The sequence below is a fragment of the Kribbella sp. CA-294648 genome, assembly GCF_050943845.1.
Classification (GTDB): domain Bacteria; phylum Actinomycetota; class Actinomycetes; order Propionibacteriales; family Kribbellaceae; genus Kribbella.
Window position 1 is genome coordinate 1,848,739 of record NZ_CP191981.1, and the last position, 21,410, is coordinate 1,870,148.

Below are 21,410 nucleotides of genomic sequence, written 5' to 3' on the forward strand. Positions count from 1 at the left end.
CTCGTACAGGCCCGGGTGGCTGGCAAGCTCACCCATGTGCATGAGGCCTGGTGGGCTGCGGCCTGCAAGGCCCACGGCGACACGATCGGCACATGCGACCTGATGCAGGTCCTGCTACTGCGCTGCCCATGAAACACTGCGACTACTTGACGCGGGCCGGACGAGCAACGAGATCGCCGCGAGCTGGTGTTGTCCCCACAGACCGTGGATCATCACGTGTCGGCGATCCTGATCAAACTCGGGGTACGCACTCAACGAGAAAAGCGGCTGCCGCTGCCTCATCCCGGGGAATCGTCTAAATCCTCCAACGACTGTTCAACGTCTCGGGCTTCGAAATGATACGAAGCGTCGCACACCGTGCAGAGGTGCGGTACCGGCCGCCCGGTGGCGCTGTACAAAACGTTGGCTCACGAGCAGCACCCTCGGTACGACTGTCTGCCATCGGCCCTCCGATCTCGGGATCTATGGGTACAGCGTGCCGCCGGTCCGGGGACCCACGGATCGGTGATCACTACCTAACTTTGTGAGATGCGTGTCGACAACGCTCGAATTTGAGGCCGATCCGACGCGGTGGGTTCTAGTTAACGTCGCAACACATGGTGCTCGGGCGAGGTTAGCAGCGCGGTGAACAGCTCGGTGGGCGAGCGATCTTGGAGAACGTGTCGAGGCCGGTGGTTGACCTCATTCTCGACCCCCTCAGGTGCTGCGCGGTATTGGTTCTGACCGTGTTTGAGGGTGTCAGATCTCCGTGAAAGTTGTCGTCACCTGTGGCATCGGCTGAGAGTTGCCAGCGAATTCCGGTGTCACTGTGGGGGTTGCGGTGGCCAGGTTTACGGGGTCAGCTGGAGCACGGTCAATAAGGCGTTGGGTTCGGTGTGGCCGCAGCCGCGGGCTCCGTGTGCGCCGCGGGTGTCGAAGCTGGATCCGTTCATGGCGGTGATCGATGAGATCCTGCTGCTCGACTTGGACGCGCCTAAGAAGCAGCGGCATACCGATACCCGGATCTTCACCGGCTGATCGAAGAGCAAGGCATGGGTGACGTGTCATATCAGGTAGTCCGTGGGTACGTCGCGAAGCGGCGTCCGGAGGTCCGGATCGAGGCCGGCCGCGGCCCGGCGCAGGTGTTCGACCCGCAGTCGCATCTGCCTGGTGCGGAAGCCGAGGTCGACTTCGGCGAGGTGGTGATCCAGCTGCGGGGGGATTGGAGAAATGCATGTTGTTTTGCTTGCGGTCGTCGTTCTCGGGCAAGGCGGTGTACCGGGTGTTCGCCTCCGGCGGTCAGGAGGCGTTCTTCGAGGCCCGGTTCTCGCTGATCACCTTCCGCACGAACCACTACTCGGTTCCGTCCCTGCTGATCGGGCGCCTGGTCCCGGTCTTGCTGAACGCCTCGGACCTGGTCGTGTTCGACGGCCGCACCGAGGACGAACGGCTACTGGCCACGGGCGGCAGCCGGGTCGAGTTCGACCACTACTTCGAGGCGCTGATCCGCAAACCGGGCGCGCTGCCCGGCGCGACCGCCCTCGAGCAGGCCCGAGCGAGTGGCAAGTTCAACCCGATCCACGAGGCCTGGTGGCAGACTGCCTGCGCCGCCCACGGCGACACCGCCGGCACTAGGGACCTGATCGAGATCCTGCGACTGCACCGCCACATAACCGCGACCACCTCGTCGCCGGCCTGGCCGCGGCATTGAAGGTCGGAGCCAGGACAGCGGCTGCGGGCGGGCTGGAGGCTCGGCTGATCGCCGACAACGACAACGCCACCACCCAGATCGCACCCAAGGTCAGCCTTGACGAGCTCGGCCGGCCACCCTGGCCGCTGTCCCGGGTCATGTCGCTGACCCAACGCCGCCTGGCCCAGCTGCCAGCGGACACCAGGCCGCTGCCCTCGCTGGAGCCCTAGGACCCGCTGCTGCCCAGCCGCCGGGCTGCCGCCGAGGCAGCGGAGAAACAGCTGAGGAGGCAGCCGGGTCGGCTGAGTCCGACCGCCGCGCTCCGGCGCGGAAACCCCTGAAGAAGACATCATGAGCCCACGCCGCCGCACGATGATCGACCAAGCCGCCGAAACCGCCGTCGCCGAGGCCTGCCGGGCACTGCGACTGCCGACTATCCGCACCAGGCTTCCCGACTTGGTCGACCGGCCCGCGGCCGACCAGATGTCCTATCGGGTGTTTCTGGCCGAACTGCTGCTGGCCGAGTGCGACGACCGCGCCCGACGCCGGACCGAAACGCCGCATCAAGGCCGCCCAGTTCCCGCGAGAGAAATCGTTACGCGCCTTCGACTTCGACGCCAACCCCAACATCGACCCGGCCGTCATCCACCACCTCGCCACCTGCGACTGGGTCAAGAAGGGACTCCCATTGTGTCTGATCGGGGACTCCGGCACGGAATGCCGTTGGAAGCTGGACGCGGGAGCTTGCAGGTCACCGTGTCCTCGCTCCGGCGCGTCATGGAGACCACGGCTTTGCGGGGGCGATCGCAGCTCCTCCGTCGTACTGGCTTTAGCTACCTCCTCGCTCTGCCGACCGGGAGCCGAGCGGATGTCGCCGAGTTTCGGGCCGCGATCGCCCCGGTGGCGGACGAACGGCAACGCCTCGGACCACGTACAGCGCGAGATACTGAGCAGCCTGCTCATCAGCTATGGTGGCGAGCTGCTGACCGAGGACGGGCCGTCCGAGTGGGTAGTCGGCGAACGCGAACAGTTCCGTGCGGATGCGGCGCGCGCATCGACGGCCTTGGCAGGCTTGGAGCTCCGAGACAACGATCCGGTCGCCGCGCAGGAGGCGGCAGAACTCCTCCGTTCGGATCGATCTGTATCGCGACGAGGCGTGGCGGCTGCTGCTAGAGGCTTGTGAACGACGAGGTGAGCGGCCGCGCTGGCCCAGCAAAGCAATGAAGGCGTCCTGGGAGAGCTGGGGATTGCCTTGACCGGGCATTCTGGACCACGCGGATGGAGTTGACTGCCTCACGTCGCCAGATCCGACTTCGGCAGCTGTCGACGTCTCGCGACCAAGCTGTGTGAGCCAGCAGTGGTACATCCGTGAGGCCGGTGGCGGCGGCCACCTGAACTTGCAGCATCTGCGCGAGCAGCGGCTGCCTTCAACTTCGTTGGACATCGTCGGCCGGAGCGGCGCTGCTGGCGGCGCGGTCACGGCGTCGTCCAACGTGGCCCGACCATGGTGATCAACTCGCGCCGCGGTTGGCGGCTCACGATGCGCATACCCGATGGAGATGTCGATCATGATCGAGGGCTGAAACCTGAGGGCGCTCCTGAAGGCGGCCGGCCGAGCCGAAAGTGATGGGTATTACTGAGGGAAGGCAAGCTGGAGCACAGGCCACTGGCCTGGGCACCTTCGCGAGGCGGCCCTTGTCCGAGGCACTCGCGCACTACGCGCTGCTCTGCGGTGAGCGTCGGCCGGACTGCGACACCTGGATCCACCGGCACGCCGGGGCCATGCGGAACCAGATGGCGATCCTGCACGAGAGACGACTACTGCTCGAGGAATTGCCGCAGCCACCACACGGCTCCGCGGATCATAGACTCGCTGCTTGGCCCGGACACGTTGTCCGGAAGATGCAGCGAGGTCATCATGTGGTGGAGCGCACCCAGCTCCATCGCGAGCTCGAGTGCCCGGCGCAGGTCCGCTGGGGAGGCGTACTCCTCCCATTCGGCCAGATAGACGTCCACAAGTAGTAGGTCCATCGACAGCTGTGATCGCTCCTCGAGAAAGGTCACTAGATCCAGGAACGGGTGGGAGACCGCCGAGTCGGTCCAGTCGAACACCAGTGCCCGGCCGTCGCGTACAGCGAGGTTCCGCGGGCGCAGGTCACCGTGCAGCAGGGTGTCCGGTACACCGATCGCCGCCAACTCGATGATTGCCTCACGCAACTGTTCGGTTCGGCGGGCTAGCCGTGCGCGTTCGGCGGGGTCGAGCCGATCGGTGGCGGGGTTCCACCCGAACAGCCGGTCCAGCTCGGCGTTCAGTACGCCGAGTCGACGGTCGACACAGCTGAACCCCAGCAACCGATCCGGCTGATCCGCATAGCTGCGCAGGAGCCGTGCATGACTCCGGACAGCGTCCATCCAGACCGAGATGTCCGGCTGGTTGGCCAACGGGGGCCGAGGTCGGGCAATAGCATCCAGACCCGCTGCTCGTCGACGGCAAGCGGTGCCGGCACCGCGTCGGGGTGCTCGTCCGAGAGCTTCTGCAGCAACAAGGGCTCATGCGCGAACAACAGCGGCAGGGCATCGACCCGGGCCGGGCGGATCGTGCTGGAGCGGGCGAGCGCCTTGAAGTACACGTTCCCGTCGGCGGTCGGGATGCGCAGTATGTTCGACAATCCCCACGAGCGCACCTGAGCTGCGGGGCCGGTCCGCTCGACACCTGCAGCTGCGAGCTGTGCGTCGATCCACAGCAGCCCTCGTCGTACCAGCGTGGCATCGTCCAAGCTGGCCTCACAGGAGAGTCCGCCGGCAGCGCGAGGTTGTTGCGTGCGGCGATGACGGCCGGTTCATCGAGATCGTGGACCCATCGGGCGCTCGCCGGCGCCGCGCCAGCCGAGAGCATCAAGTACGTCGTCGATACCGGCTGGTCGTCGAGGCACTTGAGCACATAGGCCTCGAACCCCAACTGCTCCCGCAGTGCCCCGCACCACCGCCTCGACATCGGGGAACCAACACTTCTCGGGCAGCTCGACCCGTGGCAGCCCCGACGGCAGCAGCAGTACAGCCTCGTCGGACACGCGCACCACTACACAGTAACCATCAGTCGTCCCTCGCCGACCAACCGCTCGAGGTGGCTGCGGTAGGACACCAGGGCCGGGTGGGAGGAGCTGACTCTACTAGTGAGGATCGCGATCGCGCTGCTATATCCGTCCGCCGCGCTGAGGCGCGAACCGAGGTTCTCGTCGAGCACTGCCAGGTTGGCCTGCATCGCCGCCAGCTCCGGGTGATCGGGACCGAGGACCTCCGTCTTGATGCAGATCGCCCGCTTGAGAAGGCGTCGCGCTCGACATCGTCATCGCGCCTGTAGGCCAGGACGCCGAGGGTACGCAGCATGACCGCCACATCGAGGTGACGATCGCCGTACGCGGCCTGGTAAGTCGTCAGAGCGGCGCGCAGGAACTGGTCCGCATCGAGGAGCCGGTTGAGGTCGGTCAAGGGCGGTGCCAACGCGGCTTGATCCACCGCCACCTCGACGCATCATCTATACGATGCGGGTGGCCCATTCGGTTTAGTCGGCCAGTTCCGCGAGCGGAATGCTCGGTTCGTTCGAGCAGGTCGGGATCGCGCTCGGCACGGCCGACCGCTTGCCCATGGCGCGGGGTGTCGCGGTCGCAAAGGTTGGCACATGCTGATCAACCGTGGAGCAGTGGCCGCCTGCCCGGCGTCCTCGCGGTCGAGAGCCCCGCATCGGTGATCGAACCGTATCTCACCTGGCCGTCGAAGCTGTAGACCTGTGGAGCCCGGCCTCGGCGCGCGACGCGCTGGAGCGAGCGGTCGCGGCGCCGTGCGGGAACATTTCGCCTATAGCAAGTCGTCGTTGTGTCGTCCCCTTTGCTGCGGCCAGCCTGCGCCGCTCTTGAGCGCACCAGTAACCCAGCGTGCTCCCGTTGATCCCCAGCTCCCGGGCCACCTGCGCGATCGGCTTGCCGGTCTCCCGAACCAGCCGAACCGCTCCCTGCTTGAAGTCCTCATCGAACTTCTGACGTGCCTCTGCCATCGCCCGACCTCCTCAAAGGCGATGTCTGCACGCTACGGGGGAAGCCCAGGTGCATCGAAGGGTCTGTCAAAAGAGCGGTGTAACTCGGGGGTTGAAGAAGGTTAATTGCGGTCAGTGGTGACGTGGCCCTCGAAGGCGATGTCGAAGGCGTTCAAGGCTGGTTTCCAGCGCGTGGTCCAGCGTTTTCGGCCGGTGCCGGTCGGGTTATCAGACCCGGCCCGCTGCGACCGGCCGTCGACGGCGGATTCACCACCGACGACTTCACCGTCGACGAGACCGCCGGCACCGCGACCTGCCCGAACGGTGTCACTAGGCGCGTCACCCTGGCCGCGCGGTCGTCTTCGGCATCGCCTGCACCAGTTGCCCGCTACGGGCCAGATGTACCACCAGCAAGGCCGGCCGCATCCTGCACCTGCACCCCCACGACGCCCTGCTTCGCCAAGCCCGCCGTCAGTGGCGCGACGACGAGCACCTGCGTGACACCTACCGCCAGCACCGCCCAATGGTCGAACGCTCGATCGCCTGGCTGATCGGCCCCAAGGCCCGCTGCCGCAAACTGCGCTACCGCCGCCTCATCAGCAACGACCTGTGGCTGCACCTGCGGATGGCCGAGCTGACCTGCGCCGCCTGCTCAACCTCGGACTCGCCCACCACACCGGAACCTGGGTCCTGGCCTGACCGCCCGCGCCGCGTCCCCCACACCCTGCCTGCATCCCCCCGCGCGGATCGCCAGACCCCCAACGGCGAACAACGTCCACCTCGCCCACCCCCGAGGGCTCCGATCCACACAGGCGCCAACAGCCTTGTCAGCGTCGTTCTCATCCCAAACCGCCCTTGTTCAGCAGACTCCTGGGCCCCGATCAGCAGGGCGAACAGTAGACCGCCGCTCACCGGCAGGACCCAGCCTGGCAGCTTCTTCGAACGAAGGACAACATCTTGGTGGCGAACGCGCCGTAGAACGCGCAGCCGAGCAGCGAATGCAGGGCAGACCGGGAGTCGAAATTGCTGAAGCCCAAGCTCCAGAGGCAGTGATAAGGGCCAGCGCGGCTGCTGGACCATGTCCAGCAGCCGCGCCGGCCCGGTGCTGTCGCGGATGCCGGTCAGGTCGATGATCACCGTGACGTACTTGGCGCCGCGGCGGGTGTGCCGCCACATGTGTTCGTCGACGCCGATCACCTTCGCGCCTCGAACCGATCTGGATCGTCGATCAGGACCCGCTTGCCTTCGCCCAGGACCGCTCGTTGGCGGTGTTCCACGACACCCCGAGTCCCTCGGCGACACGGGCAACGGTCAGGTGGACCACCAGGGCTTCCAGCGCCCACCGCAGACCGCGGCGCGACAGTTTGGCTCGTGGCTCGGCCGCGCGGCTGGTGTCTTGGCGCCACACGTGCCCGCACCCGGCGCACCGGTAGCGCCGCACGACCAGCTAGAGCATTGTCGGTCGCCACCTGAGCGGCTCGTGCGCCAGTCGCCGAACCAGCGCGTCCCGGGGTGGGCCCTCGCATCTGCAGCGGCGGCACCATCCATCCACGGACCCGTCGGGCTTGACGACACGACAGGCCAGCACCGCACGATCTGGCTCGAGCCGCTGCCCGGTGATTCAAGACCAAGCTCGTCCAAGCGTGTGAACGTGGTCAGGTCAGGGCAGGCGAAGGTAGCGCCAGGCACGTCGAGGTCTTCCAGATGAGGCGTGTTGGAACCTTCATCTTCGGAAGACCTCGACCCCTATCCCGCCACCGACGCGCCGACCAGCTCTACACGTCACGACCACCCTCCCACCCGCGCTCAGCCCCGCCGAGACTGCAATCCTCAACGCGATGCAAGCCCCGACCGCGAGGCACTAAAGCATTTGGCCCAACTCAGGCGAGCACCGGTGGCAGCCGAGGTCCGACCGCTGCAACCGGCCCGGCGCCGCGCTCACATCCAACCCCTTCAGGTTCGGTGGAATCGATGGCTCGCGCACGGCCGAGCCGGATGCCGCCAGCACCAGAGTACGACTGGTCCGCCTGACTCTCGCGTGCCGCAGACGCAAGCGGCATACCAGCCACTCGACCACCAATGTTGTCGAGGTCTGGGAAGCGGATTTCGGGACGGAGGCTTTTGATCAGCTGCGGAAAGCGCTTCAGTGACTGACGGGCGGCGCCACACAGATACCGGACCCTGCACGCATCCGGCTCCCAAGGCGGAGTGAGCACCCGCCAGGCAGTTTTGGTCAGGCGCGCGTGATCCAAGTCGGCGCCTCGGTGATCCAGCTTGCCGGGTCTGAGCGTACTACATCGCGAGAGAGACGATTTCGAACGACCGAAGGGCTAGGGTGGAGATCAAAGTGAAACACATGGGTCGCAGGGTCGCGCTAATTGGCGCACTCGCTGCATTCATTGGGCTGTTGGCCCCTCAGATGGCGCACGCAGCCTTCTATTACAAGTTGATCAATCAGTACGGCAAATTGGCTATTATGCCTCTGAGTCCCACCGATGGTGCGAAGATTATCTATATGACGTCGAATAATGCAGCGACTCAACAGTGGCGCATGATGCCGGCGTCTGACGGATATATCTATATCGTACTGCGCTCGAACATCACTGCGAATGGGCAGTCCGTGCTTGGCTGCCTCGATGTGGCGTCTGAGGCAAATCTCAACGACAAGGCCGCCGTGGCAGTGCGGAAGTGCGATTGGTCGAAATCGCAACAGTGGTTGAGGATTGCGGCGCCAGGGTCGGGCGCTACTCACATGCTGGAAAATCGGTACAGCCGCATGGGTCTAGGGCAGGTCGGAGATCCGAAGATCTTCACTCAGGTCGTTCAGCGGAGCTTTACGAGTGCGGTGTCGCAGCGATGGGCCTTCGCACAGTGTGGGTACCCGTATTCTTGGACCCCCTGTCCGCAATGACCGCCCATAACGTCCGCGGTAACCGCTGACTGCGTCGGCGTCGCCGATCTCGCGTTGTGATGGCATGTCTGTCCGACGCGCTTGTCGTTCAGGCGTTGCGCCACCATGCACGCACTGCTACGGATGCAGGATGGTTGGGTGGTGTGCAAGATCCACAGATTGCCCCGGTACTGGGTGCGGTTCATGATGACCCCGCCGGCCGCTCCTGGACCATCGAGGAGCTGGCCGGGATCGCCGGACTGCCTCGGGTAGGCTTCTCCGCCCGGTTCGCCGCGTGCGTCGGCAAGCCCGCGATGCGCTACGTCACCGCCATTCGAATGCACAGGGCGCCCTGTTGATCACCCGAAGCTTCACCGTCGCGCGGGTCGCGTCGCAGGTCGGGTACCGCTCAGAGGTTGCATTCTCCGCCGCGTTCAAACGCACCACAGGCCAGAACCCGCTGATTTGCGGGCTGAGCCTGTTGTTGTCGGTCGACATTTGCCGACAAGGGTCGTGACCTGCGCATTCGCGACCTGAGACTTGGTGAGGTTGTTCGAAGCTGGTTGTAGCCGACCAGTGAAAGTGGTGCGTTAGATGGTGCGCAGCTTTGGTCATAGAGTCGACTCTGCCCCCACGGTGGAGGCTACTTCAAATGACCTGTGGATAAGATTCACGAACTAAAGCGCAACTACAGTGAGTAATACGCCCCGTCGGCCACTATGTGCCGCAGGCTGGTCACCTCAGCGCACCAACCCGTCTGGTAGCGCGAGCGACCTACGCGAAGGACGATGAGCCGATCCTCGTGAGGCGCGGCGAGCTGGACCGCCCTGAGCATGACGGGTACTGAATGTGCTGGCGAGCCGCCCAGACGCCGATCGCAGCTGCATGCCGGTTCGACGGTAACCACCCAAGGAGTCGCTCGAGATCCGCGGCCGGATGGCCGCGATAGCTGTCTGCCCAGTCGACGATCAGGCGGCGCCGGCCGTCGGATCGCCAGTTGCCAGGATGGAAGTCACCGTGCACCAACGTGGTCGGAGGCCTGCCTGCAGAGGCCGGCTCGTCAAGCACGTACGGAAGTCTCTTCCGGAGGCGTTCAGCCTCGAAGCGCTCCTCACTGGACAGCTGCCCGCCGGAGAGGCCTCCCAGGAGTCTGTCGGGAGGAACAGGTCCGGGCTTCGATCGAGGCATGCGCCCTGGTTCCGCCAGTCCACCTGACTTATCTCCATTGAGGCTTACTCCGCACAAGATGGGATGCGGCTGTGAGGTGCCTAGCGCTGGACGCTCACGCCTTAGGTCTTAGGCAGTACGCAAGGGCCGCGGCGCACGGTTCGTAGCACTTGGTGCCTCACTCTAAGGCCGAGCCTGTCGCCGCGCAGTGTGCAGACAATGGCGTTCATCCTTGAGAGTTAGGGGTTGCGTCCCGCCGGGTGGTGGGAAGTGGTCGTCACCACCCGGCGGGGCGCAACCTGGACTCGTCATTAAGACGGTGATCCGACCAACGGCGGCAGGCGTATTGGTTCGTGATAGACAACACACTCCTCGTCCTCGAGGCAGACCAGAGTTAGGTGATGTGATGCTGATTTCGTCGACACAGACGTCCGGCGTCGGCCAAGGGGTACCGCTCACCCACGACTTCCCCTATCGCACGTGTGCACTCTGTGGCTTTCCGATCCCGGCGGACGACCTCGTCAACGACGAGTACAGGCCACTGCACCGCAGTAGTTGCGACGAGAGGCCAGGCGCAGTGCGGCACCGCCGTTCTCCGGCGGCCGCTTAACCCGGCGCTTTCACGGTGGTTGGGCCTGACCAGCGACGGTGTGGTTTGTCTAGGACCATGTCGTTGCGAATCGAGGAGCACCTTCGAGGTGAAGACTACCGGGTTGTATCCGCGTGTCCGGGGTGATGCCGCCGGATCGGGTGTGGTGTCGCACGCCGATGGCCTGTTGCTGACCGACGCAGTCCGGGTGGTGGTCTGGGCGTGGAGTTTGTCGCGGGGGTTGGCGACGTGGCGCAACCGCTGGCCAGGCATGACTCGGCCAAGATTGTCACCGATCTCGCGATCACGCTCGAGCTGGGTGGGGACTGCCCGGCCGATATCACAGTACTGCGTGGCGAGTCGGGCCTGTTCGGCCCGGTGGCCTCGGATCCGACGGTGTCACGCATGGTCGACGCGCTGGCCAGCGACGTCGATCGGGTGTTGAAGGCGATCGACGCTTCGCGTGCTGCTGCTCGGGCGGCTGTGTGGTCGCTGGCCGGTGAGCACGCCCCGGACGCCGGCCGCGATGGTGACGATCCGCTGGTCGTCGATCTCGACGCGCCCCTGATGTGGGTGCACATTCGGACAAGCAGGGTGCGGCGCGAACCTTCATGCGGGGTTACGGATTCCACCCGTTGTGCGCGTTCGTCGACCACGGACCCGACGGGTCCGGTGAACCACTGGCGGTCCTGTTGCGGCTCGGGAACGCCGGATCAAACACCGCCGCCGACCACATCACCGTGGTCCGTGACGCCCTCAAACAACTCCCGTGCTGTCGGGCCGGGAGCAGGCCCGCCGCCGGGCGCTGATCCGTACCGACTCGGCCGGCTGCAACCACGAGTTCCTCGACTGGATCCTCGCCCACCGGCTGTCGTACTCGGTCGGGCTCACCCTGCCCGACGACTTCACCCCAAGCCCTGCCGCGGATCCCGAAACACACCTGGACATCGGCGATCGACAGCGATAGCCGGGTCCGTGACGGCGCCGGGGTCGCCGACATCACCGCCCTGAACAACCTGTCGACATGCCCGGCCGGGATGCCGGTGATCATCCGCAAGGAACGCCCTCATCCCGGCACCCAACCGCGCCCCACCGACATCGACGGCATGCGGGTCACCGCGTTCGCGGCAACCGGACTCAGAAACCTGCCACTGCACGACTTCACCCAGAACCAGATCTGGTGCGCCATCGGCGCTGGCCTGCGAACTCACCGCCTGGATGCAACTACTCGCCTTCACCGATAACGGCGAAACCACCACCAGGCACACCGGCGGCAACCCAAACACCTACGCCCGCGGCTGTTCTCCACCGCAGCCAGGATCGCTCGCACCGGCCGCCGCACCGTCGTCCACCTCACCCACAACGCCGCGTCGACCACCCTCCGGCACACCAGCCTCACCCGGCTGCGAGCACTCACTGCACCCGGCTAACCAAGACCCACCCATCACTGCCACCCGCAACGGCCCGGCCCTGGAACCCGCGCCACCCAAGACGACACCCGGGTCCATGTCCAACCCGACAGCAAGAATCAACCCCGACCACCGGCCATCAAGCCACCACCACCACGAACATCGCAGTCACCAAAGATCCGGGCTAGATCGGCGAGTCAGCACCCGTTTGACGCTGTTGGTCAGGCGAGAAATCTTTCTTCCATTGATATCGGTGCCGAGTAGGTACCCAGAAGAACGTTAAGCTAGATGCGTTCCATCTGATGGGAGATTTCCGTCGGCGGCCGCCCGAGGTGGCTCCTTCGAGACTCGATCACAGTTGCGATCCGGGCGGTAATGATATCGCTCATTACATCCGTTGCTGCGTTGGAACGCCGGTTACACCATTCTTCAAAACGAACGTGTTGGATGTGTTCTGAATGAGCCAGCATCTACATGGTGGTCGAGCAAGGGAAGCGGTTTGCCCGGAGCCGGGCTGTGGACGGACTCGTGCGCGCCGTCAGGGTTCTGATCTAGCCGGGCTGCCGGCTCACATGCACCGAAGAGATGAGAACCGATCAGGGGCTTCGCACGTACCTCTCTAGAGACCAATTGGGAGCTCTGTCCGGACATCGACTTAGGACTTGAGTGCGACATCAGGGAGGCTGCAAAGTATGAACGAGACTTCGTGCAGGGCGACGGTTCGCGCGCTGGCCGTCACTGCTGCCTGCTCGATGGGCATTCTCGGTTTCGACGCGTCGGCGGAGAGCGTCGGGCAACTGACCAGCGTTCTTCTGGATCAATCCGCGAGCAACTACCGCAGTCTCGCAGAAGTCGTCCACGGCAGCGGTGGAACGAATCACGCTCAGACACTTCTGATGGAGTGACCAGGGTGAGTGATCTGCTCGTATCGGGCGTGAGGCAGAGAAATTATGGCGATTTCAGGGCAGCCGTGGCCACCTTTGAGGAGGCGCTCTCACTTTCGGGCCCGCATGTCAGGGCTCTGGATAATGCACGGCTACTCAACGAGCTCGGTGTCGCGCAACGGTATCGTGGCGACATGCCAGAGGCACGGCATCTCTATCGTCGCGCCCTCGATCTCGTGCATCCGGTTGCCGGTTGGACACTCGAGGCAAAAGACTTGTTCGCGACTATTTGCCATAATCTTGCCAGCCTCGAACACATGTGCGGAAACTTAGGACCAGGGGAGTTATGGGCTCGCCTTGCTGTCCACATTCGGACCAAAGTCCACGGTCGAGAGCACCTGTCAGTTCTTGCGGATAAGGCCGTTCTCGCGACAGTCATTCAAGGCCTCGGTCGCTTGGAGCAGGCCGATGAAGTACTTCGCCACATTCTCTTCGAGTACCGGCGAAGACTCGGCGCGAACCACTACGAAGTGGCAGTTGCTCTCCACAATCTTGCAGCCTGTGCCTCAGCGAAGGGTGACAACCACGCAGCACGGTCACTGGCCCTCGAATCCCTACAAATGAAGCGAGCCGCCCTCGGCGGAGAACACCCCGACATCGCGGTCTCGTTGGCGAATCTTGGATACATCGAGGAGCGACTCGGGAACGTCGCATCCGCGCGTACCGCCTACCGGGACGCTGTGCAGATCCTCGGCCAGCGGGTTCGGGGGGACCACCCCACACTGGTCGCCTGTCTCAAGCGATTCCATCACCTGAGCGCGTGCTGACTTGTTCGTTCGTAGCGGTTGGCATGGTCAGGGGTTGCCGGATGGCTTCGGGAACCAGCCAGCGCAGGGCAGAGCACAGTCGGCCCGCAGTACGAATACCCATGCCCTGACGGTTCACCGGGGTACGCCCGTACAACCCGGTATGCCGCGTGAGTCCTTTTGGCCTTTGAGGCAAATGCATTTCTGTCCAACTGGGTATCGCTGGTGCACGGGCGGCTGTCTATGCATGCACTGCCGATCGAGGGCTGTTCGGCAAAACTACCTCGTGGACAGCACTGGACGCTGGATTCCCCTATGTGGCTCAAACTCGAGAGGACCCCGTAGGTGACGACGGGCTGCTGCTCTGGCGAGCAGTACCGCGTCTCGCATGGCCGGATGCTGACCGCATGACAGGTGATCCAGCTGTGCCTGGCCTTGACGCAGTGTGTTAGCAGGTGGCTCGATTGCTGGGCGAGGCGGAGCTCGTCGAGGCTCGTGACTTGCTGGATCGGGTGACGCCGAGGATGGCGGTGATCACGCCGCTCGAGGCTGCCCGAGCGTATCGTCACGCCTCGAGGATCTGCGGATTGCTTAGGGACGAGGCCGGCGTCGCCGATCGAGCGATATTGGCCGCTCAATACGGCCTCGCCAATTCGACGCCGCCGTTCCAGGAGCAGGTTGACCTCGCCGAGGCCAGTTTGGATGTCGGCGACACCGTTGGGTCGATCGCGGTGATCGATCTGATGGGCGGCCTCCCCGGCGAAGATCGTCGGCACCGACGGCCGCTCCGACCACGGCTCGAGTCTCCTCAGCGGCACGGCAAATCTGGCGCACACGATTGGAAACTTCTCCGATTCGCAGCGGAAGACGGCGCGGCCGAGTCCGTCAGCGCCCTGGTCCAGGGCCTTGCCAAGGCCCAGGGGTCTGGACAGCAGCATCTCGTGTCGGTGCTAGCCCGCACGGCGCCACCAACCACGGTGGGACGGCCGAAGGGGCACAGAAGCCGCCTGAAGAGGCACGTTGAGTCGGTGTTGACTGCAGGCGAAGTCGCCCGACCAGACTTGTCGACAAGGCGACCAGCGCCCCTCGCTCCGGAAGCAACCATGACCGACCGTATTCGTCTTCGCGCGAAACCCGGTGCTGCGAACCGGCATCTTGCAGATGCTGCGCTACCGGCACGAACTCGCTCTGCACAGTTCTGAGGATTCGCCACTCGACGACCACACTCCGACCGTTGCGCTCGTCGTCACTGAGGAGTTCGATGACGACACCTTGCGGCTTGTCCGATCGGGTCACCAGTTCGGGCGATACCCTGTCGTGCTGGTGATCTCGAAGCTCGAGGACGGCCGATTGCTGACAGCGATCGAGGCCGGCGTATACGGCGTCGTACCGCGCGCGCAAGCAAGTCCGGAGACGCTAGGTCAGGCGATCCAAGCTGCCCAGGGAGGAGGTGGGAGTATGCCACCCCAGATGCTTGGAAGACTGCTCGGTCAGGGTGTCGGAGTTGCAGCGCAATGTTCAGCTATCGAACGGCCCGACGCACACACGCCTGACGCCCCGCGAGACCGACGTACGGCGTATGATCTCTGAAGGATTGGGCACACGCGAGATCGCCGACAAGATGGGGTACTCCGAGCGAACCGTCAAGAATATGCTGCACGACATCACCAGTCGGCTGCACCTCCGCAACCGTTGCCATGCGGCGCCTACGGGGTGCGGGCAGGCTTGATCTGACAAGGTCCCGGAGAGCTCCAGGTGCGGCTGCTTGTGATCTTGAGGCAGGTTGGTCAAGAGGGTGATGGGGGACCGCCGCCGAAATGGGCTGGGTGGGATCGGTGGTGGTTGTACCGGTGGAGCCATCCTGTCAGTGCAGCGAGCACCTTCTGAGGCGTAGAGCTCGTAGTTGGCCTAGTCGTCGGGCCATAGTGCATGGAGTCGTTTCGATTGGTGTGTGGCCGGTAGGCCTTGACGCCATCGGCGAGACAGTCCTGCCGGCTGCTTGTAGCAACGAACGATTCGTCAGCTGAGGTCCGCTCACCGCGATCGCCGCTTCACCACTTGGTCACGCTGGATCGACGCGGAAGCCGCTGATCGCTGGCGGGGATCCGACTTCGTCTGGCAATGAACTATTCAGCGCGTCTGTCCGGCTGCGCATAACGATGAGCTCCGCCTCGCATGTGAACCGGGCGTCAGGACGCTTACGTACTGGCTGGGAGAGCGCCGCACAAACCAAGAACGAGAGGTTCCAATCATGCGAAGCAGGGCGTGGTTTCCGGCGATTGTGGCTGGCGTGATAGGTGCCGCTGCCGCACTCGGGGGATTGGGTATCGCCGATGCGCTTCCCTTGTCGAGCACATCGGCAGTTGGTCCGGCTGCTGTGCCATCACCAGGCCCCGGAGCTTTCCAGCCTGTTACTCCTGTTCGGGTGCTGACTACGCAGCAGTCGTCAGGCAAGATCAAGGCAGGCGAGACTCGCGTGATCTCCATACCACAGGTCCCGTTCAACGCGACCGCAGTCTCGATCAGTGTAACGGCCATCAAAGGAAGCGCCTCTGGCTATTTGAAAGTCTTCCCCGCCGGGGAGGCGCAACCAGTGAGCAGCACCGTCAGCTACTCAGTTGGTCAGATCATTGCCAACCACGCGACCATCAAGCTCGGAATCGGCAACAAGCTCGCCATTTTCAACTCCGCCGGCAGCCTAGACGTCAATGTCGATCTTCAGGGATTCTACCGCCAAGGCAGCGTCGGCAGATTCACTGATGGCTATATCAAAGTGCTTCCAAACGGAAGCATGGAGATCAGTCAGAGCACCGAGGGTCCTGCTACCTCAGTAAAGACCAACGTGGGAAGATACAGAGTTACGTTTCCGGGTGGATACTTCGGATCTGCAGTCGTAAGTCCGAACACGACGCTGCCGGGGATTGGCTGTGCTGTGGCCAGCGTGACCACTTCCATAGACGTCGCCTGTTACGATTCAACAAACAAACCTATCGATGTTGGATTCTCAATGGTGTTTTCAGTGTGACCGAATCGGCAAGATTTCACTAATCAGCGCGCGCGGTCACTTCGTGCCGCCGCTCTGGTCGATCGTCGGGTATTCAGGCATTGACACGGATGTCGTGGAGCGTGCGGGCTGGAAGTTCGGCCCTCCTCGAGTTCGGGCACGCCGTAGCTCTGTTCATCTGACCCAGCATCGGCTATCGCGGCTGCGGACTCTCCCGGTGCTTGATCCGTCACCTTCTGCCTACCCCGCAATGCTGCGTCCTCGCCGGTCTCGGCTTCGAGCCAGGCAGCTCGTCGAGGCACGGTGGCGACGAGGTGCTGAGCGAGGACGAGCGCGAGGAGCTGCACCGCTTGCGGAAGGAGAATGCCGAGCTGCGGATGCGGTGTGATGTGCTCAAGTGCAGCGTGGCCCTCTGGGTCGAGGATGCGACCAGGCGGTAGCCGTGGCCGGCTTCATCGCAGCCCAGAGGGTTGACTACGGCGTCCCGCACGCGGTGGCGTGCCGGGCGCTGGGGGTGTCACCGGCGTGGCTTTACAAGTGGCGCTACGGGGACGCCTCGCCGCGGCGGGCTCGGCGTGAGCAGCTGGCGATCGCGATTGGACAGCTGTTCGCCGCGCACCAGGGTAAGTATGGGTCGCCGCGGATCACCGACGACCTGCGCGAGGCCGGCTGGCGGGTGAGTGAGAAGACCGTCGCCGAGATCATGCGTGAGCAGCACCTGGTCGCGCGGAGAAAGAAGCGCCGCAGGGCCACCACCCGGCCGGGGAAGGGCCCGTGGCGGGCACCGGACCTGATCGGGGCGATTTCGCTGCCAGCACACGCTCGTGCACGGCGACTTTCACCCTGGTAACTGGCGATCCGATGGATCGAATCGGATGATTGTGGATTGGGCCGACAGCTTCGTAGGCCATCCGGCGACGGATATCCATCGCCTGGTTGGTTGGCTGCCGGCTGGGGATCAGGAGCAAGCAAAGTCTGTCTGGGTGAATGCATGGCTCAAACACATCCCGCGGAGCAGGCCCCTACGCGCTCTGGCGCCAATGAAGGTGATCGCCCGCCTTCAGGGCGCGCTGTTGTATCAGCGCTTCCTTGATAACATCGAGAACAGCGAGCGGGTCTACCACGAGGGTGATCCGGCAAGTGAGGTTCGAGCAGCCATCCAAGCCGCAACGACCTGAAGTTATCGCTCTACCCGGGTATTGCATCAGAGACCTGATGCAATACCATGGTCCGATGGCAGGTACGAATTCCTGTTTGTCGCTATGGCTCTGGTGTTCGGTGCGGCCCAGCGCCGGCGTACTGCTCGACTCGTTGCGCAGACGTCATGACCAAGGTCGGTCTCGGTGGTGGACTCGCCGCTAATCTCCCTTTCGAGCTCACCGCGGCGGCCGCCTTGCTGACCGGCTTCATGGAGCCCTTGTTGTAACGGTCTCGTCGCGGCTGCTCGACTTGGTCGCATTGGTACTGGGAGCAGTCGGATTTCGCCTCCCCGGGGCAAAAGGACATCAAGGGCACGCTCATGCCGCTCGCCTTGGGAAGTGCTTACGACGGTCGCGGCGCTGGCCGCACCGCCTGTCGTCTGGACCAGGAGACGCGCAGCCACGGGCGATCACTAGGCCCCCGCCGTTCCGAGTTGGTCACCGCGTTCGCCCGCCTTCACGCCGGTCGACCTCACGAACCGCGCATTCCGGTACCACCATGAAGCAAACGGCAAGCCGGCACGCCCCAACCTCACCCCCCGGGCACGCACCCCCGGCCGCGGCGATCAACCGACTATACAAAGGCCGGGGCTACGGCTTGTTCCGCCGCGGGCCGCGTCCGACAGATGTTGACTACCGTCTCGCGCGACAGCGAGCTCGTCCGTTCTCGTTGGACATCAAACCGACGCAACTGAGCATGCTGATTCTCCGGTGGCAGTTCGTGGAGCGCGATTTCCTGCACGTCGCGACACGTCGCCTGGGCGACTTCGCCGTTGTGGATGTGGGCTCAGTCACGTCGGATCTGCGTGTGCTTCCAGAGCGTCCGCCGCAGCCTCGGCTCCACCTCCGGCAACCAGGAGAGACGCCATCGTCGCTAAATTCTGTTGAATTCCAGGGTCGGCCGCTAGTTCGTCGACTGTCTGTCGGAGTGATTCGGGTGACGGGCTAGATTCGGCCAGTCTGCCCAGACCCAACTCGGCCACTCGCCTAGCGTTCATGAACTGCTCGGGGGTCTGTGGAAGCATGGCTAGAGGGACTTGATTGAGCAGGGATTCCATCACTGAATTCATGCCGGCATGCGACAAGAATGCGGCTGCGTGTCGAAGTACCTCTGGCTGTGGAAAGGACGACCGGACGTCGAAGTTGAACGGGATTTCGCCGAGGGGCGTCCGATCGACCTTGTCACCCACCGCCATCGCTACCCGCCAACCGCTTCCTCCGAACGCCTTGATGCACAGCGCAAAAATGTCGGACCGTTGGTTGTAGAGCGTACCGAGGGAGATATACAACAGCGGCGACCCATCGGCCGGCGGATTCCAAGGCGATGTTTGGATTCTGGACCCAATTGCCGGTCCGACGAAATGGAACCTCTCGTCGAACGTGTCGCCGGCGATCTGGAACTCGCGCGGAATGAAGACAAAATTCAGTGGTGCGATCACGCCCGGTGCCGCTATCAGTTCTACCGGTAGGCCAGCGTCCGCTGCAAAAGCCGCTCTTTCGGCAAGGAACTGTTGGAATCTTGGTATGGTCGGATCAAAGGTCTCGGGCGTCACCGCCGACGTCAGGTCGAAGTACTCGTTCCCCGCGAAGTTGGCGATCGTCGAAGCGTGAAGGAGGTCGAGTCGTTCGGCTAAGACAGGCCCCAACAGCGTCATCATGTCGTAGCAAAAGACATCTGGACGATCGACACGCAACCAGTGCTCGGCTACCGGCATGGCACGACGCGCCGCGACAATTGAATCGAGCAGCATATCGGCCAGCTCTTCGGTGGTCTGTCCGGTGCGTGATGCTTTGACTGTCGGCGGCGCCCAGTCGATCTCGACGAACTGTGCGCCCGCGTTCTCGATCGCCTCGCGGAAGGCCGGCCCACTGGCGTAACTTACGCGGTGACCGCGCCGGGCCAACTCAGTTACTAACGGTAGAGTCGGGTTGATGTGCCCTGCGGCAGGGATAGTCAAGAACGCTACATGCATCGCCATCACATCTGTGCTCGCCTTCAGATTGACTCAAGGCCGAGGCCCACCCGTTCGGGTGGCAATACGTTCGCAAGAGCACAATTGGATTCGCTCACCAATCTCCGTCAAGTCGAGTCAGTGCGACCGGCCTCGAGCCGAGCGAGGCGACCTTCGCTCGCAGCCATGGTCGATCCGGCACAGCCTCAATGCCGGCACTATGAGCTGCGGGTAGGCGGGCACCCGGACGCCCCATGCGGCGAGGATGACGGCTCATGTTCCAGCGTGGGTCCTTACCATGCGGTTGTGCGAGCGCGCTCCGTGAGCGCTCCGAAGTGCGATGGCTCGCTGCTGTAGGACGGCATATCGAACCCTGACCCGTGCTCCTCCGGCCAACGCATGCTCGCTAAGCCGGATCCACCGATGGACTGGGGGCGGGCAGTTGATGTGTGTGAGTGGTGGATACGGGTGGGGTGCGGACGTCAGGGTTTCCACGGTGGGTGTTGGGTGGGCTGTCTGCGCGGCGGGGTGGTCAGGGCGTGGGCGGTGGCGGCCTTGGCGAAGTCGCCGCCGCTGAGGGTGCAGGCAGCGCGGGCGAGGTTGAACGCGATTACCGCCAGCACCAGCCAGGCGGCATTGGCGGTGAGCTTGCCGGAGAGGAGTGGGCCAGGGCGGACTGTTTGAGGTTGGCGTGGAACTGTTCGATGATCGCGTGGGCGGGGTGGGTCAACCCGCGGCGACGGTGTCGAGCAGGGCTTTCGACGCCCGGTGTGGTGGAGGTGAAGGCTTCACCACACCGGCGTGTATTTGAACCGATCTGATTGGATCGGACGGACTCTATTGGTCGCGATCCGGGCATTCATGCGCAGGGCCGCTCACGGGATTGCTCGGGCAAACCGCCAACTGGGGGTGTGTACAGGTCTCTGCGGCAGTCAGCCGGTTAGTCCGACGGGTGAGCCGACTGAGCGGGCGGTGATCATGCACAAGCGGAGGAGGTTGGCTACGGAGGCGGGGTTGATGGCTACGGTTGTTCCGTAGTTGGCGGATTGGGCGATGGGTGGTTACTGACGGCGTCGGCTCCGGCGGTTGTCAGACCCGAGTCGTGCCGGTTTGGTATGTCGGTCGCTGGATCCTGGTCGCGGTGATGATTTCGCGGGCGTCATGGCTGGCGATGATGAGGGTGATCTATTGCAGGGGCCATAGCGTCCGGGAGCGGGACGCTCGACCACCGGTGAGGTGACACCCTGGAGCGTGCTCGAGCGCGGTTCCAGGTGCAGGTCGGGGGCGCGGGCCTGGCAGATGCTCCTGCCTTCGCTCCGTCCTCAGAGCGCCGCCGGTGGCGGATCCAGTCGGCTCCCGTTCGGCTGCTTGCCTTCCACCTCGGCCCACCTCACTTCCGCTGGAAGCATACCGCTGGCGTGGAGGCCAAATCCCCGGCTTGCCGAGGCCACGGGCACAGCGTCACCGACCTCACAGGCCGGAGAGCCGGTGCCGATTCGCATCGAGTTCGAGCCACACCCGTGACGAGGGCTCCGACCACCACGGACTTGCCCAGTTTTCCCGACCCGAGTTTGCCTGTTCAACGCAGTTCTGCGGACCGAGGAAGCCGGCATGTAGGACGAGCGGTCACGCACTGCCGACACGATGTGCAGGCAGTCGTCCCCTGGCTGCTCCATGACGGGACAGTTCACAGGTCTGCGTTGAGGCGTCTTGCAGTTTCGCTGGTCAGTGTCAACGGCAGTCAGCGCCTTGTCTGCGAGAGTTGCGTCCGTAGTGCAGCCCTTGGCGATGGCTGGCCAGGGAAGCGGACG

The 21,410-nt window shown here is 64.0% G+C and carries 18 protein-coding genes and 4 pseudogenes; 13 read left to right on the top strand and 9 right to left on the bottom strand.

All coding sequences use genetic code 11. The annotated features are described in order from the left end of the window. The first annotated feature begins 1,213 nt into the window (after positions 1–1,213). The 3 genes from ACQPYM_RS09010 (at position 1,214) to ACQPYM_RS09020 (ending at position 2,852) form a co-directional block, all read left to right on the top strand. Entirely contained in the window at positions 1,214–1,690 is a 477-nt protein-coding gene (locus ACQPYM_RS09010; protein ID WP_433017762.1) for a hypothetical protein, read from the top strand. After that, positions 1,687–1,899, top strand: coding sequence for a hypothetical protein (locus tag ACQPYM_RS09015; RefSeq protein WP_433017765.1), 213 nt, complete (start codon positions 1,687–1,689; stop codon positions 1,897–1,899). The genes ACQPYM_RS09010 and ACQPYM_RS09015 overlap by 4 nt, the downstream gene beginning before the upstream one ends. 332 nt (positions 1,900–2,231) lie before the next feature. Continuing rightward, positions 2,232–2,852, top strand: a complete 621-nt coding sequence (locus ACQPYM_RS09020) for an ATP-binding protein (protein WP_433023213.1) — start codon at positions 2,232–2,234, stop codon at positions 2,850–2,852. Positions 2,853–3,487: 635 nt separating this feature from the next. Here the strand turns inward: ACQPYM_RS09020 and ACQPYM_RS09025 are convergent. The 4 genes from ACQPYM_RS09025 to ACQPYM_RS09040 form a co-directional block, all read right to left on the bottom strand. After that, positions 3,488–4,021 carry a phosphotransferase family protein gene (locus ACQPYM_RS09025; RefSeq protein WP_433017768.1) on the bottom strand — a complete coding sequence of 178 codons (534 nt, stop codon included), beginning with the start codon at positions 4,019–4,021 and terminating at the stop codon, positions 3,488–3,490. Continuing rightward, positions 3,979–4,446, bottom strand: coding sequence for a hypothetical protein (locus ACQPYM_RS09030; protein ID WP_433017771.1), 468 nt, complete (start codon positions 4,444–4,446; stop codon positions 3,979–3,981). Before ACQPYM_RS09030 ends, ACQPYM_RS09025 begins: the two co-directional genes overlap by 43 nt. 302 nt (positions 4,447–4,748) lie before the next feature. Then, positions 4,749–4,931 carry a hypothetical protein gene (locus ACQPYM_RS09035; RefSeq protein ID WP_433017774.1) on the bottom strand — a complete coding sequence of 61 codons (183 nt, stop codon included), beginning with the start codon at positions 4,929–4,931 and terminating at the stop codon, positions 4,749–4,751. Between the two features lie 498 nt (positions 4,932–5,429). Continuing rightward, positions 5,430–5,720, bottom strand: coding sequence for a transposase (locus ACQPYM_RS09040; protein ID WP_433017777.1), 291 nt, complete (start codon positions 5,718–5,720; stop codon positions 5,430–5,432). 346 nt (positions 5,721–6,066) lie between these two features. On the opposite strand from ACQPYM_RS09040, the pseudogene ACQPYM_RS09045 reads away from it, so the two are divergent. Then, positions 6,067–6,318 (top strand): annotated as a pseudogene (locus ACQPYM_RS09045) (transposase); the annotation flags it as partial. Between the two features lie 289 nt (positions 6,319–6,607). Here the strand turns inward: ACQPYM_RS09045 and ACQPYM_RS09050 are convergent. From ACQPYM_RS09050 to ACQPYM_RS09060, 3 genes and pseudogenes are all read right to left on the bottom strand, one after another. Continuing rightward, positions 6,608–6,736, bottom strand: coding sequence for a DUF6529 family protein (locus tag ACQPYM_RS09050; RefSeq protein WP_433017780.1), 129 nt, complete (start codon positions 6,734–6,736; stop codon positions 6,608–6,610). A 34-nt stretch (positions 6,737–6,770) separates the two neighbouring features. Continuing rightward, a pseudogene (locus ACQPYM_RS09055) lies at positions 6,771–7,388 on the bottom strand (ISL3 family transposase); the annotation flags it as partial. Positions 7,389–9,363: 1,975 nt separating this feature from the next. After that, complete coding sequence (locus ACQPYM_RS09060; protein WP_433017783.1) at positions 9,364–9,777, bottom strand: phosphotransferase; 414 nt, start codon at positions 9,775–9,777, stop codon at positions 9,364–9,366. Positions 9,778–10,454: 677 nt separating this feature from the next. Between ACQPYM_RS09060 and ACQPYM_RS09065 the strand changes: the two are divergent. From ACQPYM_RS09065 to ACQPYM_RS09105, 9 genes and pseudogenes are all read left to right on the top strand, one after another. Further along, positions 10,455–11,775 (top strand): annotated as a pseudogene (locus ACQPYM_RS09065) (transposase). 671 nt (positions 11,776–12,446) lie between these two features. After that, complete coding sequence (locus ACQPYM_RS09070) at positions 12,447–12,659, top strand: hypothetical protein (protein ID WP_433017786.1); 213 nt, start codon at positions 12,447–12,449, stop codon at positions 12,657–12,659. Between the two features lie 5 nt (positions 12,660–12,664). Further along, positions 12,665–13,465, top strand: a complete 801-nt coding sequence (locus tag ACQPYM_RS09075; RefSeq protein WP_433017789.1) for a tetratricopeptide repeat protein — start codon at positions 12,665–12,667, stop codon at positions 13,463–13,465. Positions 13,466–13,899: 434 nt separating this feature from the next. Further along, the gene (locus ACQPYM_RS09080; protein WP_433017792.1) at positions 13,900–14,646 is read left to right on the top strand and encodes a hypothetical protein; all 747 of its coding nucleotides are present in this window, start codon (positions 13,900–13,902) and stop codon (positions 14,644–14,646) included. Positions 14,647–15,023: 377 nt separating this feature from the next. Beyond that, the gene (locus tag ACQPYM_RS09085) at positions 15,024–15,173 is read left to right on the top strand and encodes a helix-turn-helix domain-containing protein (protein WP_433023215.1); all 150 of its coding nucleotides are present in this window, start codon (positions 15,024–15,026) and stop codon (positions 15,171–15,173) included. Between the two features lie 522 nt (positions 15,174–15,695). Continuing rightward, positions 15,696–16,469: a hypothetical protein gene (locus tag ACQPYM_RS09090; RefSeq protein WP_433017794.1), complete on the top strand. Its 774-nt coding sequence runs from the start codon at positions 15,696–15,698 to the stop codon at positions 16,467–16,469. Positions 16,470–16,669: 200 nt separating this feature from the next. Then, on the top strand, positions 16,670–16,888 hold the full coding sequence (locus ACQPYM_RS09095; RefSeq protein ID WP_433017797.1) for a hypothetical protein: 219 nt from the start codon (positions 16,670–16,672) through the stop codon (positions 16,886–16,888). Between the two features lie 2 nt (positions 16,889–16,890). Further along, positions 16,891–17,298, top strand: a complete 408-nt coding sequence (locus ACQPYM_RS09100; protein WP_433017800.1) for an IS3 family transposase — start codon at positions 16,891–16,893, stop codon at positions 17,296–17,298. Further along, positions 17,273–17,626 (top strand): phosphotransferase, encoded by a 354-nt coding sequence (locus tag ACQPYM_RS09105; RefSeq protein ID WP_433017803.1) that lies wholly within the window; start codon positions 17,273–17,275, stop codon positions 17,624–17,626. Before ACQPYM_RS09100 ends, ACQPYM_RS09105 begins: the two co-directional genes overlap by 26 nt. Positions 17,627–18,438: 812 nt before the next feature. Here ACQPYM_RS09105 and ACQPYM_RS09110 read toward each other — a convergent pair. Then, positions 18,439–19,626 carry a macrolide family glycosyltransferase gene (locus tag ACQPYM_RS09110; RefSeq protein WP_433017806.1) on the bottom strand — a complete coding sequence of 396 codons (1,188 nt, stop codon included), beginning with the start codon at positions 19,624–19,626 and terminating at the stop codon, positions 18,439–18,441. 515 nt (positions 19,627–20,141) lie between these two features. Next, positions 20,142–20,364, bottom strand: a pseudogene (locus ACQPYM_RS09115) (IS1380 family transposase); the annotation flags it as partial. Positions 20,365–21,410: the final 1,046 nt, after the last annotated feature.